We start from the raw sequence: 17498 nt of genomic DNA, 5'->3' as shown, positions 1-17498 counted from the left end.
AGCGAATCCATAGCCCCATTGCGGTGGCCGGCAAGCATTCATGCTTGCCGGCCACCGCTGGTTTAACCCGTCCCGCGGCCTCCGGGATCGGCTTCCATGACGAGCCAGGGACGCAATATGGCGAAGAAGCGCGAAAAATTTGGCGGGATGCCGACGCGTGTGCGCAACATGCTTGAAACATTGGGCGGCTTTCAAAATCGGCTGGCGAAAACGGTTTTCGGGCGTTCTCCACCAAAAAACCTGCTTTTTCCGCGGGAACTGGGACAAAAGTTTTTAACATTGCGGAAACAGAAGCACGCGCATGGGAGAAACAAAACCTGCGTAACGTGAGATCCACGCACCGAACTGGTTGATCGACCCCTGGAATGGCCTGCCGGTGCAGCACCACAACGAGGTGGGAAATGTTCGTCCCCGAAACCTCGATGCGCAAGCAGACCCCGCTTAGCACTGTCGAAAAGTTTCAGCTAGATGAAACATCCAGGCGGCCGGAAGCCCTTGCGAAGAATTAGCCCTTTACCGGGGGCTGCCGCGCGCCTATCCTGCATGAACCACAGAAAGGCACGCTCATGAGCATGACCGGAGTCCAGATGAACGCCTCGCCAGGTTTTGGCGAGGAAGTCCCCTCGCCCTACACTCGTTTCTCCGCGCTGCCCGGCGCGCAGGGGCTGTACGATCCGGCGGCCGAGAAGGACGCCTGCGGCCTGGCGATGATTGCGTCCCTGAAGAACGAAGCCAGCCACGGCATTGTCGCCCATGCGCTGACCGCCCTGCGCCGTCTGGAGCACCGAGGCGCCATCGGCGCCGACGAGGGCACCGGCGACGGCGCCGGCATCCTGCTGCACCTCCCTGATGCATTCCTGCGCAGCGTCACCGCATTCGATCTTCCCGCCGCTGGCTCCTACGCCGTGGGCATGGGCTTCCTCCCGGCCGACTCCGGCGAACGTGCCTTCGCCCAAGAAGAGCTGGAAACCATGGCCGCCGAGGAAAACCTCGCGGTGCTCGGCTGGCGCGAGGTACCGGTCAACGCCGACGTGCTCGGCGCCTCTGCCCGCAAGGTGATGCCCTGCATCACCCAATTCTTCATCGCCGCCCCTGCCGGCGCCCCGGCCGCCACCAGCCGCGAGCTGGACGCCGCCGCCTGGCGCATCCGCCGCCGCGCGCACAACAAGATGGGCGTGTACTTCGCCTCGTTCTCCTCGCAGTCCATCGTCTACAAGGGCATGGTCTCCACCGCGCAGCTTGAGCCCTTCTACCCGGACCTGTCCGATAGCCGCTTCGCCAGCCGCTGCGCGATCGTGCACTCGCGTTTCTCCACCAACACCTTCCCGTCCTGGCCGCTGGCCCAGCCGTTCCGCACCATCGCGCACAACGGCGAGATCAACACGGTCAAGGGCAACCGCAATTGGATGCGCGCCCGCCAGTCAACCCTCGCCTCGCCGCTGCTCGGCGAGGTGCCCGAGGAACTGTTCCCCATCTGCACCGCCGGCGCCTCGGACTCGGCCTCCTTCGACGAGGTTGCCGAAATGCTCATGCTCTCGGGCCGCAACGTCGCCGAGACGATCATGATGATGATCCCGCAGCCGTGGGAAAACGACGACCAGATGGACGCGGATTTGCGCGCCTTCTACCAGTACCAGTCCATGCTCATCGAGCCGTGGGACGGCCCGGCAGCTGTCTGCTTCACCGACGGCCAGATGGCCGGCGCCGTGCTTGACCGCAACGGCCTGCGCCCAGCCCGCTGGTGGGTCACCGACGACGGCCTGGTGGTGCTTGCCAGCGAGGTCGGCGTGATCGACACCGACGAAAAGCACATCGTGGCCAAGGGCCGTGTCGCCCCGGGCAAGATGTTCGCGGTGGACCTGGCCGGCCAGCGCATCGTCGAAGATGCCGAAATCAAGGCTGAAGTGGCCGCCTCCAAGCCATGGCGCGACTGGGTGGCGCAGAACCTGAAGACCCTGGACGACTTCCCGGATCTGGAGCATGTGCGCCACAATTCGGCTTCCGTGGCCCTGCGCCAGCTGACCTTCGGCTACACCACCGAGGAGCTGCGCGTGCTGCTGGCCCCGATGGCCGCCGCCGGCGCCGAGCCGCTGGCCGCCATGGGCACCGACACCCCGATCGCCGCCCTCTCGCAGCGCCCGCGGCTGCTGTTCGACTACTTCACCCAGTCCTTCGCCCAGGTCACCAACCCGCCGCTGGATGCGATCCGCGAAGAGCTGGTCACCTCCATGGGCACCGCGATCGGCCCGGACGGTAACCTGCTGTCCCTGGACCGCGTCGAGCAGACCCAGATCGCACTTGACTACCCGGTGCTGACCAACGACCAGCTGGCCAAGATCGCGAACCTGCGCGACGAATCCGGCGCCAAGTACACGCTGAAGGTGCGCGGGCTGTACCGCCCGGCCGGCGGCGAATCCGAGCTGCGCGCCCGGCTGCAGGAAATCTGCGAGAAGGTCTCCGCCGCGGTGAACCGCGGGGTGCGCTACATCGTGCTCTCGGACCGCGACTCCTCGGCCGCCTGGGCGCCGATCCCGTCCCTGCTGCTGACTTCCGCGGTGCACCACCATCTGCTCAAGAGCTCGAACCGCACCCGCGTCTCGCTGATCATCGAGTCCGGCGACGCCCGCGAAGTGCACCACATCGCGCTGCTCATCGGCTACGGCGCCAGCGCGATCAACCCCTACCTCGCCCTGGAATCAGTCGAGCAGATGGCCGAGAACGGCGAGCTGCCCGGCGTCGACGGAAGCCAGGCCAGCGCCAACCTGATCAAGGCGCTGGGCAAGGGCGTGCTGAAGATCATGTCCAAGATGGGCATCTCCACGGTCTCCAGCTACTGCGGCGCGCAGACCTTCGAAGCCGTCGGCCTGTCCCAGCGCGTGGTCGACCAGTACTTCACCGGCACCGCCACGAAGCTCTCGGGCATCGAGCTGGACGTGGTGGCCGCCGAAGCCGCCGCCCGCCATGCGCGCGCCTACCCGGAGATCGACGGCGGCGCCCAGCCGCTGGAATTGGAGACCGGGGGAGAGTACCAGTGGCGCCGCGAAGGCCCGCCGCACCTGTTCAACCCGGAAACCGTCTTCCGCCTGCAGCATTCAACCCGCACCCGCCGCTACGACGTGTTCAAGGAGTACACGAAGGCGGTGGACGACCAGGCCGCGCAGCTGAAGACCCTGCGCGGGCTGCTGAAGTTCAAGACCGAGGGCATCACCCCGATCAGCATCGACGAGGTGGAACCGGTCTCCTCGATCGTCAAGCGGTTCTCCACCGGCGCGATGAGCTACGGCTCGATCTCCGCCGAGGCGCACGAGACCCTGGCCATCGCGATGAACCGGCTGGGCGCCAAGTCCAACACCGGCGAGGGCGGCGAGGACCCCGAGCGCCTGCTCGACCCCGAGCGGCGCAGTGCCATCAAGCAGATCGCTTCGGGGCGCTTCGGCGTGACCAGCCTGTACCTGACCAATGCGGATGACATCCAGATCAAGATGGCGCAGGGCGCCAAGCCCGGCGAGGGCGGCCAGCTGATGAGCGAGAAGCTCTACCCGTGGATCGCCAAGACCCGGCACTCCACCCCGGGCGTCGGGCTGATCTCCCCGCCGCCGCACCACGACATCTACTCGATCGAGGACCTGGCCCAGCTGATCCACGACGCGAAGTGCGCCAACCCGTCGGCCCGCGTGCACGTGAAGCTGGTCTCCGAGTCCGGCATCGGCACCGTCGCGGCCGGCGTGGCCAAGGCCAAGGCGGACGTGGTGCTGGTCTCCGGGCACGATGGCGGCACCGGCGCCTCGCCGATGAACTCGCTGAAGCATGCCGGCACCCCGTGGGAGATCGGCCTGGCCGAAGCGCAGCAGACGCTGATCCTCAACGGGCTGCGCGACCGCGTCACCGTGCAGGTCGACGGCCAGATGAAGACCGGCCGCGACGTGCTGATCGGTGCGCTGCTCGGGGCCGAGGAGTTCGGCTTCGCCACCGCCCCGCTGGTGGTTTCCGGCTGCATCATGATGCGCGTATGCCACCTGGACACCTGCCCGGTGGGGGTGGCCACGCAGAACCCCACGCTGCGCGAACGCTTCACCGGAAAGGCCGAATTCGTGGTGAACTTCTTCGAGTTCATCGCCCAGGAGGTGCGCGAACTGCTCGCCGCGCTGGGGGCCCGCACCCTGGACGAGGTGATCGGCAAGGTCGAGCTGCTGGACACCGATGCCGACCAGATCACCGCCCACGACAAGGTGGCAGGGCTGGCCCTGGATGCGATCACCCATGTCCCCGACGTCGAGCTGGCCGCGCGCCGCCGGCGCATCGGCCAGGACCACGGGCTGGACACGCACCTGGACCAGCAGCTGCTCGCCGCCGCCGCGCCGGCGCTGGCAGACCGCCTGCCGGTGAGCATCGACGCGAATATCGTGAATACCGACCGCTCCACCGGCACGCTGCTGGGCCACCACGTGACCAAGACCTTCGGGGTGCAGACCCTGGAGCAGGACACCATCAAGGTGAACCTTTCCGGCCGCGCCGGCCAGTCCCTGGGCGCGTTCCTTCCCGAAGGGATCACGCTGAAGCTCTCCGGCGACGCGAACGACTACGTGGGCAAGGGCCTGTCCGGCGGCCGGATCGCGATCCACCCGCCGCACACCACCCTGTCCAAGCCCGAAGAGCAGGTCATCGCCGGCAACGTGGTCGGCTACGGCGCCACCAGCGGCCAGCTGTTCATCAACGGCATGGTCGGCGAACGCTTCGCGGTGCGCAACTCCGGGGCGAGCATCGTCACCGAGGGCATCGGCGAGCACGGCTGCGAGTACATGACCGGGGGACAGGTGCTGATCCTGGGCGCCACCGGCCGGAACTTCGGCGCCGGATTCTCCGGCGGCACCGCCTGGGTGCTGGACTTCGATCCGGCCAAGCTGAACCCGCTGGCCGCCGAGCATGGCGACCTGCTGGTCGCCCCCGTCAGCGACGCGGAAGCCGAACGCATCCGCGAGCTGCTCACCGAGCACATCGCGTTGACCGCGTCCCCGCTGGCCTCCCGCCTGCTGCTGGACTGGGAGAACACCCGCGGCCGGCTGACCAGCATCACCCCGCGCGACTTCGCCGCCGTGCAGCAGCTGCGCAGCGATGCGGTGGCCAGCGGGCAGAACCCGGACTCGCCGCAGGTATGGAACAAGATTTTGGAGGTGACCCGTGGCTGATCCACGCGGATTCCTGAAGGTGGCCGAACGCGTCACCCAGCCCAAGCGCCCGGTCCCGGTGCGCCTGATGGACTACAAGGAGGTGCTCGAGCGCCAAAAAGCCGGCACCCTGAAGGAGCAGGCCGGCCGTTGCATGGACTGCGGCGTGCCGTTCTGCCACAACGGCTGCCCGCTGGGCAACCTGATCCCGGAGTTCAACGACCTGACCTACAAGGGCCGGATGGACGACGCGGCAGCCCGGCTGCTTTCCACCAACAACTTCCCGGAGCTGACCGGCAAGCTGTGCCCGGCCCCCTGCGAGGCCTCCTGCGTGCTGGGGATCAACCAGCCCGCGGTGACCATCAAGCAGGTCGAGGCGGAGCTCGCCGGGCACCTGATGGATGCCGGCGGCTTCGAGCCGCAGCCGCCAGCCAGGCACACCGAGCACCGCGTGGCGATCGTCGGCTCGGGGCCGGCCGGCCTGGCCGCCGCCCAGCAGCTGACACGCGCAGGGCACACCGTGGCGGTGTACGAACGCGACGAGGCCATCGGCGGCCTGCTGCGCTTCGGCATCCCGGATTTCAAGCTGGAAAAGCAGGTCATCGACCGCCGCCTGGAGCAGATGGAAGCGGAAGGCACGATCTTCCGCACCGGCATCGAGATCGGCAAGGACATCAGTTGGAAGCAGCTGCGCCGCGACTACGACGCGGTCATCGTGGCCACCGGCGCGACCGTGCCGCGCGAGCTGCCGGTGCCGGGCAACCAGCTCGATGGCGTGCACCACGCCATGGAGTTCCTCACCGATAACAACCGCGTGGTGGCGGGGCTGAAGCAGGAGCGCTCGATCGATGCCAAGGGCAAGCACGTGATCGTCCTCGGTGGCGGCGACACCGGTTCGGACTGCATCGGCACTGCCCTGCGCCAAGGCGCCGCCAGCGTCACCACGCTGGCCATCGGCAAGCAGCCGGGCACCGAACGCCGCGAGGACCAGCCGTGGCCGATGATGCCGGTGCTGTTCGAGGTGCAGACCTCCCATGAGGAAGGAGGCGAGCGGACCTACCTGGCCTCGACCGTCAACTTCATCTCCGGCGAGGGAACTGAGCAAAACAAGGTGATCGGTGTTACAGTTGCAGAGACAGAATTTGTTGCTGGCAAGCGACTCCCGAAGCCTGGAACCGAACGCGTAATCAAAGCGGATCTGGTCCTGCTTGCCCTCGGGTTCACCGGTCCGGAAGTTTCCGGATTGGACGAACAGGTCAGTATCGAATTCGACAACCGGGGCAACGTCGCCCGAGATGGCTACTACATGACGAACACCGAGTCGGTATTCGTCGCCGGAGACGCCGGTCGGGGACAGTCGCTGATCGTGTGGGCTATCGCCGAAGGACGCGCTTGCGCGGCCGCGGTCGACAAGTTCCTCACGGGTTCGACTACCCTCCCTGCACCGGTTGCTCCAACCGATAGGGCCATCAGCATCATTTGAGTGACATAGGCTTGAATGCGGCGCACCCGGAAACCGGGTGGGCCGCATTTTGCCTATGTGAACATGAAAGGCATTTGGCTGACGGAATGAGACGCGCAAAGATTGTGGCAACCTGGGGCCCGGCCCTGGCAAGTTATGAAAACACTGTAGCGGTACTGAAGGCGGGCGTGGACGTCGCCCGCTTGAACATGAGCCATGGAGACCACTCCATGCACGCGCAATCCCTGGCGAATGTGCGCAATGCGGCCGCAGAGGTAGGCCGTGCTGTCGGCATCTTCGCCGACCTGCAGGGTCCGAAGATCCGCCTCGGCCGCTTCAAGGACAACGCCAAGTACATCCTCGAGGCCGGTGAGGAATTCACCATCACCATCGAGGACATCGAAGGCACCAGGAACCTGTGCTCGACCACCTTCAAGGGACTTCCCAGCGATGTGCAGCCAGGCGACTTCCTGCTGATCAACGACGGCAAGGTCAAGCTCAAGGCCATTGCGGTCGACGAGAAGACCGTGCGCTCCGAGGTCGTCGTGGGCGGCGAAGTGTCCAACAACAAGGGCATCAACCTGCCAGGCGTCGCGGTGAACGTTCCGGCGCTGAGCGAAAAGGATGAGGACGACCTGCGCTGGGCCATCCGTGCCGGCATCGACATGGTCGCCCTGTCCTTCGTGCGCAACGCCGAAGACATCCAGCGTGTCCACGAGATCATGGACGAAGAAGGCCGCCGTGTGCCGGTCATCGCCAAGATCGAGAAGCCGCAGGCCGTGGCGGCACTGGAAGAAATCGTCAACGCCTTCGACGCGATCATGGTCGCCCGAGGCGACTTGGGCGTCGAGTTGCCATTGGAAGAAGTTCCACTGGTGCAGAAGCGTGCGGTCGAGCTGGCTCGCCGCTGGGCGAAGCCGGTCATCGTCGCCACCCAGGTGCTTGAATCGATGATCGAATCGCCAACCCCGACCCGTGCCGAGGCTTCGGACTGCGCCAACGCGGTGCTCGACGGTGCCGACGCGGTCATGCTCTCGGGAGAGACCTCCGTAGGCGAGTACGCGGTGGAAACGGTGGAGACCATGTCGCGGATCATCTCTTCGACCGAAGAGCACGGACTGGATCGCATTCCACGCCTGGGCTCCAAGCCGAAGACCCGCGGCGGTGCGATCACCCGCGCCGCAGTGGAAATCGCCGATCAGCTCGATGCGAAGTACATAGTGGCCTTCACCCAGTCCGGCGACTCGGCGCGGCGCCTGTCGCGGCTGCGCCCGAAGAAGCCGGTGCTGGCCTTCACCCCGCTGCAGCAGACCTACAACATCATGACCCTGATGTGGGGTGTGCAGGCACGCTTGGTGGCCTACGCCGATCACACCGACAAGATGACTGCCCAAGTGGACGAAGCTTTGCTCTCCGAGGGACTGGCTGACCTCAACGACCTGGTCTGCATCGCAGCCGGTTCCCCTCCAGGGCAGGCCGGCTCGACCAACTCGCTGCGCGTGCACAAGATCGGCGACCTGGCAGATGCCGGCCAGCTGGTCGATGGCAAGCCGATGCCTGCACGCGAGAAGGTTGGTCCGTGGGATCCGGAGAACGTCTCGGCTCCGAAGAACCTGTAGTCGCCGCTACCCTCTAGCCCAAGCGTATCGATCCGTCCTGTCCCAGAAGCTGGGGCAGGGCGGATTCTGCTTGGGCCGGCGAATGCGGGTTGTGAACTCGAGCACAGCCAATCGACAACCCATCGGCCGGGGGCGCGAAAAAGGCCGTTGGACCGGAAATATTTCCGACCCAACGGCCTTGAAGCTGGTGCCCAAGGTGGGACTCGAACCCACACATCTTTCGATACCGCATTTTGAGTGCGGCGCGTCTACCGATTCCGCCACTTGGGCTGGCACTTTGACTACTTTACTAGAGGTTTTCCAGATTTCCTAATCAGGATCCTCGCGTCTTCGCCTGAACAAGAGTACATGCCAGTAGGCTTAGAAGTGAAACCGAGGCAACGTGGCTTCGCTGAACCTAAACCACCTAGATGCCGCCCGCGCAGCGGGCAGGAACTCTGACCATGGAGGAAGGCGCCAATGAGCGAACTACCTGAAATCACCCGCATCCCATCCGAGGTGCAAACCACTCCGCGTCGCGTGGTCGTTGCCGAGGACGAAACCCTGATCCGCCTGGACATCGTCGAAATCCTCCGCTCCGAGGGCTACGACGTCGTCGCCGAAGCCGACAACGGCCAGGCGGCTCTGGAAAAGGCCCGCGAGCTGAAGCCCGACCTGGTGCTCATGGACGTGAAGATGCCGGTCGTGGACGGCATTACCGCCGCCGAAGCCATCGTCAAGGAACGCATCGCCCCGGTGGTCCTGCTGACCGCCTTCAGCCAGAAGGAACTGGTGGAGCGCGCCCGCGAAGCCGGGGCCATGGCCTACGTGGTCAAGCCGTTCACCCCTGCAGACCTCACCCCGGCAATCGAAATCGCGATTTCCCGCAATGACGAACTGCGCGCGCTGGAAGAAGAAGTCAGCAACCTGGCCGAGCAGTTCGAAACCCGCAAGCTGGTGGACCGCGCCAAGTCGCTGCTCATCACCAAGATGGGCCTGACCGAGCCGGAAGCGTTCCGCTGGATCCAGAAAACCTCCATGGATCGCCGCTTGAGCATGCGCCAGGTCGCCGAGACGGTCGTCGACCAGGTCAAGTAGGCACCGCCAGCCACAAGAGTGTGCGCCAAACCACGTATGGTTTGGCGCACATTTTTTATGCCCTCGACCGGCTGGAACGGCGTTCGACTGGGCGTTCACCATTCCGTAACCCTTTGTTCACCCTTTTTTCCGCTGAATGGGGTTGCAATCCTGGATTGACGTACTGCGTGGTAGGCCTAAGATGGAAATTGCGCCGAGAACGAAGACCCGCACGCCATTACCCTCCGCAGGACCCTTCTTCATGGCCCGTTCACTTTTCCTTGCCGTTCGACCCCTCAGGCTGGTATTCAATGGATTTGACGCTTATCGTCGTCCTGGTCATTGCCTTGGCGTTGTTTTTCGACTTCACCAATGGTTTCCATGACACGGCCAATGCGATGGCCACTCCAATCGCAACCGGAGCAATTTCCCCTAAGAAGGCTGTTGCCCTCGCCGCAATTCTGAACCTCGTCGGCGCTTTCCTCTCCACCGAGGTAGCGAAGACCATTTCAGGCGGCATCATCAACGAAGACCCGACCACGGGCGTAGCGATCGGCCCGGCGATGATCTTCGCGGGCCTGATGGGTGCCGTGATCTGGAACCTGTTCACCTGGCTGCTGGGCCTGCCATCGAGCTCTTCCCACGCACTGTTCGGCGGCCTCGTTGGCGCCGCGATCGTCGGTGCGGGGTTCGCATCGGTGAACTACAGCGTGCTGCTGTCCAAGGTGCTGCTCCCGGCCATCTGCGCGCCGCTGATCGCGGGCATCTCCGCATACCTGTGCACCAAGCTGGCGTACGCCATCACCAAGCGTGAAAACGGAGCCTCGCCGAAGCGTGGCGGTTTCCGCTACGGCCAGATCTTCTCCTCCTCGCTGGTCGCGCTGTCGCACGGCACCAACGATGCGCAGAAGACCATGGGCATCATCACCCTGACCCTGGTGGCTTCGGGCCTGCAGGATTCCGACTCCGGAGTGCAGTTCTGGGTGGTCGCCACTTGTGCGTTCGCCATCGCACTGGGCACCTACACTGGCGGCTGGCGCATCATCGCCACCATGGGATCGGGCCTGACCGACGTGAAGCCTGCGCAGGGCTTCGCCGCCGAGATGTCCACCGCTTCGGCGATCCTGACCTCCTCGCACCTGGGCTTCGCGCTGTCGACCACCCAGGTGGCTTCCGGCTCGGTGATCGGTTCGGGCATGGGCCGCAAGGGCGGCGAAGTCCGCTGGGGCACCGCCGGTCGAATCGCCCTGGGCTGGCTGTTCACCCTGCCGGCTGCCGGCATTGTCGGCGGCATCGCCGCCGCCATCACCCACCTGGGCAACATCGGCATCGTGATCGTCGCTGTCGCTGGTACCGGTGCGATGCTGGCCATCTGGTTCATCTCGCGCAAGCAGCCGCATGACCACGAGTCGAACATCTCCGACATCGACAACTCCGGCGCAGCCGTGAATATCCTGTCCAAGAAGGAACGCCGCGCCAAGGCCAAGGCGGAAGCCAAGCAGGCCAGGGCCGCCGCCACGCAGAAGGAAGCTGATAATTCATGATCGACTGGACAGCATTCCTGGTCGTCGCCGTCGTCACGTGGGTTGCCGCGTTGGCCATTGTGGCCGCCTACTCCTTCGGAGTCCGCCTGCTTGCGGTTGCCAAGGATGGCGGCCGCAGCCAGGGCGTGAGCAAGGCCGGCGCCTACGCCTGCTTCGTGGTGTGCGGACTGATCGTCGCCTTGGGCGTCGTGCTGATCGTGCCGCAGCTGAGCGAGGCCATCCTGGGCATCTCCTCAAGCCACTAGGACCTGCGCTCGGCATCCGGCGGATCCGACACGAATCCGGGCTCCCCGGCCAACTTGATATCGCCTTCGATGGAGGCACCCCTAGACTGGAGCCATGACTAGCTTCAAGTACTACGTGGGTGCCTCCATCGATGGTTTTATCGCCGATCGCAACGGCAGCGTGCAATGGTTCACGCCCTATGCCTCGCAGCCGGGAGTGAAAAAGCATTTCGACGAGTTCTTCGAGACCGTCGGCGCCGTAGTGATCGGCGGCAAGACCTATGAGAACATCGTCCGCGACGCCACAGAGGGATCCGTGCCGTGGGTGTTCGGCGACAAGCCGGTATGGGTCTTCACCCACCATGAACTGCCGACACTGCCCGGAGCGGACCTGACCTTCATCCGCGGCGAGGTGGGCTTCTGGAGCCAGGACATCGCCCAAAGCGCAGGGGCTGGCGACGTGTGGGTGGTCGGCGGAGCCGACCTGGCCGGTGCCTTCGTCGAGGCCGATGCGCTCGATGAGCTGCTGCTGGTCACCGTTCCGGAAGTGCTCGGCGGCGGGGCGAATCTCTTCGGCCGCGCGATCAGCACGCAGCTCTCCTCCCTGGAGGTCACCGACCTGGGAGCGGACATCGTCCTCTCGCGCTACGCGATCGGCTAGGCGGCGCCGGAGCCCGGCCGAAAACGCGGCGGCGCTCCAGAAATGCACGGCTTGCCCGGAGCGCCGCTTGCACGGATTGCTAGTCGACGGGCAGCAGCATGTTGGTGATGCGGGCGGTGGCTACCCGCTGGCCCTGCTCATCGCTGATCACGATCTCATGGCAGGTGCTGCTGCGGCCCAAATGCACCGGCGTGCATACCCCGGTGACAACCCCTGAACGGCCGGCCTTGTGGTGGGTGATGTTCAAATCAACGCCGACCGGGTTAGCACGGCCCGCACCATGCAGCGCGGCCGCCATCGAACCGAGGGTTTCGGCCAGCGCTGCAGACGCGCCACCATGCAGGATCCCATAGACCTGGGTATTGCCCGCCACCGGCATCGTGGCCGCCACGCGCTGGGTTTCGAACTCGGTGAAGACGATGTCCAATTTCTCCACCAGCTCGCCCACGCCATTCTGCCGCAGGTGGGGCCACATGGTTTCGGGGATGCCATGGCGCGATAGCTGCGCGGCAAACGGATGTGCCGAAGATTGCGTGGTTTGAGAAGTGAAATTGTCGCTCATGGCAACTAGGCTTTCAGGTGTGAGCGAAACAACCAAACCGACTGCTTCGTCGGACAAGAGACTGCTGATCATCGACGGACACTCCATGGCATTCCGCGCGTTCTATGCGCTGCCTGCAGAGAACTTCGCAACAAGCACCGGCCAGCACACCAATGCAGTGCACGGGTTCGTGTCGATGCTGCTGACGATGATCCGCCAGCAAAAGCCCAGCCACGTTGCGGTGGCCTTCGACTTGGACACCCCGACGTTCCGCTCGCTGGAGTACACCGAGTACAAGGGCGGACGCAATAAGACCCCCGAAGAGTTCTACGGGCAGATCGACCTGATCAAAGAGGTCATGAAGGCGATGAACATCCCTTCGATCACCTTGGAAAGCTTCGAGGCCGACGACATCCTGGCCACGCTGGCCACCCAGGGCGAAGAAGCCGGGTTCAACGTGCTGGTGGTTTCCGGCGACCGCGACGCGTTCCAGCTGATCACCGACAAGACCCTGGTGCTGTACCCGAAAAAGGGCATCAGCGATATCCCGCCGATGGATGCCGCCGCGGTGGAAGCCAAGTACTTCGTGCGCCCTGAGCGCTACTCGGATTTGGCCGCGCTAGTGGGCGAAACCGCCGACAACCTGCCAGGCGTGCCGGGCGTGGGACCGAAGACCGCCGCGAAATGGATCAACCTCTACGGGGACCTCGCCGGGATCCTGGAGAACATCGAGAACATCAAGGGCAAGGTCGGCGACTCCCTGCGCGAGCATGTGGACAATGTGACCCGCAACCGCCGGTTGAACCAGCTCAAGCACGACCTGGAACTGCCGGTCACGCTCGATGAGATGGAACTCGAAGCCCCGAACCGCGAAGAGATCGAGAACCTGTTCGACGCGCTGGAATTCAACACCCTGCGCAAGCGGCTGTTCGACCTGTTCGCGGCCCAGGAAGAGGAAGCGGCGCCAGAGGTTGCCGAATTCTCCCGGGTGCTCGACGCCGATGCCGACGCGCTGCGCGGATTCATCGAGGCCGGGAAGGGCGCGGCCATCGCGATCCAGCCCGCCGTGGCTGGCGGCGAAGCCGTGGGCCTGGCCCTGTTCCGCGGCGCCGAAGCGCTCTGGCTGGAACTGGCGGACCTCGATCAGGCCACCGAGGCCGTGCTGGCGCAGTTCCTCGCCGATGAGAACGCCCCGAAGCTCTTCCACGACGCCAAGGCCGCCATGCACCTGCTCATCGAAAGAGGGCTGGAGATCGCCGGCATCAGGGACGACACCCTGATCAGCGCCTACCTGATCCAGCCCGATCGCCGCAGCCATGACCTGGTTGACGTGGTGCAATACCACCTGAAGTACACGGTGCCGGTACACCAGGCCAAGAAGGGTGAACTGGATCTGGGACTGGCCTCCGAGCTGGCCGAACCGGCCCTGGCCCAGGCGCAGGCCATCCACGACCTCTCCGCCTACCTGGCCTCCAAGCTGGCGGAGAAGCACGCAGACAAGCTGGCCGCCGAGATGGAGCTGCCGCTGATTCCGGTGCTCTTCGAGATGGAACGCGCCGGCGTCGCGGTGGACGTGGACAGGCTCAACGAGCTGCGCGCCCACTTCACCGAACAGGTGGACCAGGCGACCAATGACGCGTTTACCGCGATCGGCCACGAGGTCAACCTCTCCAGCCCGAAGCAGCTGCAGGTGGTCCTGTTCGAGGAACTGGATTTGCCGCGCACCAAGAAAATCAAGACCGGTTTCACCACCGATGCCGAGTCGCTGCAGGATCTGCTGGTCAGGACCGGGCACCCGTTCCTGGTCGCGCTGATGGCCTACCGCGATGCGATCAAGCTGCGCCAGACCGTCGACGGCTTGCTCAAGGCCACCCACGACGATGGCCGGATCCACACCACCTATGCGCAGACCGTGGCCGCGACCGGGCGCCTGTCCAGCCTGAACCCGAACCTGCAGAACATTCCCGTGCGTTCGGAAGAAGGCCGGCGCATCCGCGACGTGTTCATGGTCGGCGGGGGCTACCAGAGCCTGCTGACCGTGGACTACTCGCAGATCGAAATGCGCATCATGGCCCACCTCTCCGAGGATGCAGGGCTGATCGAGGCCTACCAGAACGGCGAAGACCTGCACCGCTACGTCGGTTCGCGCGTGTTCAACGTCGAGCCGGAAGACGTCACCAGCGAGATGCGCTCCAAGGTGAAGGCGATGAGCTACGGCCTGGCCTACGGGCTGAGCAGCTTCGGGCTCTCAAAGCAGCTGAAGATCGGCGTGGACGAGGCCCGCAAGCTCATGAAGGACTACTTCGACCGCTTTGGCGCCGTGCGCACCTACCTGCGCTCGGTGGTCGACCAGGCCCGCAAGGACGGCTACACCGAAACCATCTTCGGCCGCCGGCGCTACCTGCCGGAGCTGAACAGCTCCGATCGCCGGCTGCGCGATATTGCCGAGCGTGCCGCGCTGAACGCCCCGATCCAGGGATCGGCCGCCGACCTGGTCAAGGTGGCCATGCTGCGCATCGCCGAAGGCCTGGAAGACGGCGGGTACAAGTCCCGGATGCTTTTGCAGGTGCATGACGAACTCATCCTGGAGATCGCCGAGGGCGAGCTGGAACCGGTGCAGGAGCTGGTGACCCGCGAAATGGGACAGGCAGCAGACCTGCTGGTGCCGCTGGATGTCCAGCCGGGCATCGGCCGGACCTGGCACGACGCCGCGCACTAGCGCGCTGCAACCAGCAGGGCAGGGGCACCGCGTCGTGCTCCTGCCCTTAGGCATGACCCAAAGGCTTGATGAAAGAGGCGGACGTGGAGCAGTACTCGCGGCGTTGGGCGCTGAAAACCGGCAGCCTGGGGCTCGGCGCGTTGGCCGCCGGGCTGATCTCCGGTTGCAGAGCAGTTGCCCCCGAACAGCGGTCCACGGCCCCGGCAGCCTCGGCAACCCCACCGCCTTCCGCCGCGGCTTCGTCCCAGCCAGCGTCCGCCTTTCCTGCGGCATACCCGAGCCGGAACCAGGTGATCGAAAAGTTCAAGGAGGTTCCGGCCGGGCAGTTCGGGCTGGATATCCCGGGCATCGAGCTGGGCTTGCCTAAGGGCAGCGAATTCGCGGCGTTGACCTTCGATGCCTGCGGGGGACCAAACGGCTCCGGCGCGGACGAAACCCTGCTGGATGCCTTGCGCGAGTTGCAGGTGCCGGCAACCCTGTTCGTGAACCAGCGCTGGGCTCGGGCCAATGCGCGGCTGCTGGCCGAACTGGCCAGCGACGAGCTGTTCGAGATCGCCAACCACGGTACCAGCCATGCCCCGCTGGCCACCGGGGGCCAGAGCGCCTACGGCATCATGGGTACTGGATCGATCGCCCAGGCCTACGACGAAGTGATGGGCAACCAGCTGTACCTGGCCGAGCGGTTCGGCATCACCGCGCAATTCTTCCGCTCCGGCACCGCCCACATGGACGAAGCCGGCGCGGCGCTGTGCCGCGAACTGGGCGTGCTGCCGATGAACTTCACAGTCAACCTGGACGCCGGGGCGAGCTTCGACGCGACGACCGTCGCCGCGCAGGTTAGCCAGCTGCGCGCCGGGGATGTCGGCATCGGGCACTTCAACCAGCCAGCTTCGGGCACGGCGAAGGGCCTGGCACTTGGGCTGGTCCAGGCGCTGGATTCAGGCCTGCGATTCGCCAAGCTCTCCGATGCCTGGTGAGGCCTTCCCCTTGCAACAGGCCAGCAGGGGCATAGACTGTGACCAGCCGACTTCCACGCCAAGGAGCACGATGAGAACAGAGCCCCAGCCGCAGCTGGAAACCCGGACCTTCCAGGCCGATGCGCGAAGCGGGGAACTCGACGAAGCGATCAAGCTGTTCCATCGGGCCACCGGGATCGGGTTCTACGAGCAGCTGCCGGACGAGCCCAACTGGAAGAACTACCTGGACCTGACCTACGCGCAGAAAATGCGCTTCTGCCTCGTGTTCGACCCGCACGCCGAACCGCACTCGCGCCATGCAACCGAACCGGTGCACACCTACGGGGCATTTCCTGGGCTGCTCAATGCCGGAGGCGGCGAACCGGTACCGGCGCACAAGATCACTTCGGTCACCGTGGCCCCGAGCTATCGGCGGCGCGGCGTGCTGGGCAGGCAGATTACTGCCGATCTGGCCTATGCCCAGCAGGAAGGATTCCCGCTGGCCGCGTTGACCGCATCGGAAGCGACGATCTATGGGCGGTACGGTTTCGAACCGGCCACCTTCCAATGCCGTTTCACGCTCAAATGCGCCGGCGGGTTGAAGCTGCGAGTCCAGCTGCCGGGCAAGGTGGTGGACGCCGATCCTGCCCGCCTCGAAGCTGACTACTCCGCGCTGGCCGTCCGCGCGTTCGAGCGGACCTTCGGCTCCGTGGACAGCACCGAGTACGACAATGGCTACGCCCTGGGCCGCTGGGACAACTGGGAGACCTTGGACAAGCCGAAGAACCTGCGCTTTGCCGCCTACTACGACGATGCCGGCCAGCTCGGCGGGTTCGCCACCTACAAGTTCGGCGGCTGGGACGAACCAAAGGCGAAGCTCGTGGTGCACAAGCTGATCGCCACCAGCGATGCCGCCCGGATCAAGCTCTTCGAATATCTGGGCAACCATGATCTGGTGGAGGAAGTGCATGGCCAAGGTCCGGTGGCCGATCCGCTGCGCCAGGTGCTGGACAACGTGCGGGACTACCACGTGCGTTCCATCGAGGATTCGCTATGGCTGCGCGTGCTGGATGTTGCCGCCGCTTTCCAGGTTCGCGGTTACCAGCATGATGCCCGGTTGCTGTTGCGCGTGAACGACCGGATGGATTTGATTTCCGGGACCTACCTCTTCGACGTGGCCGATGCCCGCGCCACGGTGACCCGAATCGACGAAGGGCAGTCCGATCCCGACCTGCCGCTGGTCGCGCTCTCTGAAAGGGAGGTGGCTGGCCTCTATCTCGGGACAGTGCAACTTGATCAATTGCTGGATTCCGGCCGTGCAGAACTGGTCGGCGGGGCAGGCGCAGGGAACTGGCGGCGCGCGTTCAGCGTGGCGCGCGAGGGATTCACGCCACACGGTTTTTAGCGGGATGGGGGCGAAAACCGGATATATATGACGAAGTTCACAAAATGCTGGCGTGGATGTTAGCGGGTTACGCTTTGACCCGCGGTGTGGTAGGCGCGTAGACTTGAACAGCGTGCCATGGCTTTGCCGTGTCCGCAATCAAGTTT

At 65.0% G+C, this 17498-nt stretch carries 12 protein-coding genes and 1 tRNA gene; 11 read left to right on the top strand and 2 right to left on the bottom strand.

The genetic code is table 11. From position 1 onward, the window contains the following. The first annotated feature begins 117 nt into the window (after positions 1 to 117). The 4 genes from ANI01nite_RS10150 (at position 118) to pyk (ending at position 8246) form a co-directional block, all read left to right on the top strand. Entirely contained in the window at positions 118 to 330 is a 213-nt protein-coding gene (locus tag ANI01nite_RS10150; protein ID WP_141357802.1) for a hypothetical protein, read from the top strand. 236 nt (positions 331 to 566) lie between these two features. Next, positions 567 to 5186 carry a glutamate synthase large subunit gene (gene gltB, locus ANI01nite_RS10145; RefSeq protein WP_371858957.1) on the top strand — a complete coding sequence of 1540 codons (4620 nt, stop codon included), beginning with the start codon at positions 567 to 569 and terminating at the stop codon, positions 5184 to 5186. Further along, complete coding sequence (locus tag ANI01nite_RS10140; RefSeq protein WP_038991797.1) at positions 5179 to 6648, top strand: glutamate synthase subunit beta; 1470 nt, start codon at positions 5179 to 5181, stop codon at positions 6646 to 6648. Before gltB ends, ANI01nite_RS10140 begins: the two co-directional genes overlap by 8 nt. 86 nt (positions 6649 to 6734) lie before the next feature. Further along, complete coding sequence (pyk, locus tag ANI01nite_RS10135; protein ID WP_141357800.1) at positions 6735 to 8246, top strand: pyruvate kinase; 1512 nt, start codon at positions 6735 to 6737, stop codon at positions 8244 to 8246. Between the two features lie 185 nt (positions 8247 to 8431). Here pyk and ANI01nite_RS10130 read toward each other — a convergent pair. Then, positions 8432 to 8516, bottom strand: a tRNA-Leu gene (locus ANI01nite_RS10130). Between the two features lie 189 nt (positions 8517 to 8705). Here ANI01nite_RS10130 and ANI01nite_RS10125 point away from each other — a divergent pair. The 4 genes from ANI01nite_RS10125 (at position 8706) to ANI01nite_RS10110 (ending at position 11731) form a co-directional block, all read left to right on the top strand. Then, positions 8706 to 9323, top strand: a complete 618-nt coding sequence (locus tag ANI01nite_RS10125) for an ANTAR domain-containing response regulator (RefSeq protein WP_141357798.1) — start codon at positions 8706 to 8708, stop codon at positions 9321 to 9323. 290 nt (positions 9324 to 9613) lie between these two features. Beyond that, the gene (locus ANI01nite_RS10120; RefSeq protein ID WP_141357796.1) at positions 9614 to 10846 is read left to right on the top strand and encodes an inorganic phosphate transporter; all 1233 of its coding nucleotides are present in this window, start codon (positions 9614 to 9616) and stop codon (positions 10844 to 10846) included. Next, the gene (locus ANI01nite_RS10115; RefSeq protein WP_073706076.1) at positions 10843 to 11091 is read left to right on the top strand and encodes a hypothetical protein; all 249 of its coding nucleotides are present in this window, start codon (positions 10843 to 10845) and stop codon (positions 11089 to 11091) included. Before ANI01nite_RS10120 ends, ANI01nite_RS10115 begins: the two co-directional genes overlap by 4 nt. A gap of 94 nt (positions 11092 to 11185) precedes the next feature. Beyond that, positions 11186 to 11731 (top strand): dihydrofolate reductase family protein, encoded by a 546-nt coding sequence (locus ANI01nite_RS10110; RefSeq protein ID WP_038991793.1) that lies wholly within the window; start codon positions 11186 to 11188, stop codon positions 11729 to 11731. A 79-nt stretch (positions 11732 to 11810) separates the two neighbouring features. Here ANI01nite_RS10110 and ANI01nite_RS10105 read toward each other — a convergent pair whose 3' ends face one another. After that, positions 11811 to 12293, bottom strand: coding sequence for a hotdog fold thioesterase (locus ANI01nite_RS10105; RefSeq protein ID WP_038991894.1), 483 nt, complete (start codon positions 12291 to 12293; stop codon positions 11811 to 11813). An 85-nt stretch (positions 12294 to 12378) separates the two neighbouring features. Here ANI01nite_RS10105 and polA point away from each other — a divergent pair, with 85 nt between their 5' ends. The 3 genes from polA to ANI01nite_RS10090 all read left to right on the top strand — a co-directional run bounded on the left by polA (position 12379) and on the right by ANI01nite_RS10090 (position 17352). Beyond that, on the top strand, positions 12379 to 14991 hold the full coding sequence (polA, locus tag ANI01nite_RS10100; RefSeq protein WP_255314495.1) for a DNA polymerase I: 2613 nt from the start codon (positions 12379 to 12381) through the stop codon (positions 14989 to 14991). 68 nt (positions 14992 to 15059) lie between these two features. After that, entirely contained in the window at positions 15060 to 15968 is a 909-nt protein-coding gene (locus ANI01nite_RS10095; RefSeq protein WP_141357792.1) for a polysaccharide deacetylase family protein, read from the top strand. A 70-nt stretch (positions 15969 to 16038) separates the two neighbouring features. Further along, a complete protein-coding gene (locus ANI01nite_RS10090) occupies positions 16039 to 17352 on the top strand; it encodes a GNAT family N-acetyltransferase (protein ID WP_170214623.1) in 1314 nt (437 codons plus the stop codon). Positions 17353 to 17498 lie beyond the last annotated feature (146 nt).

The organism is Glutamicibacter nicotianae (assembly GCF_006539525.1).
Lineage (GTDB): Bacteria > Actinomycetota > Actinomycetes > Actinomycetales > Micrococcaceae > Glutamicibacter > Glutamicibacter nicotianae.
This window is presented reverse-complemented; position numbering and strand designations above follow the sequence as displayed.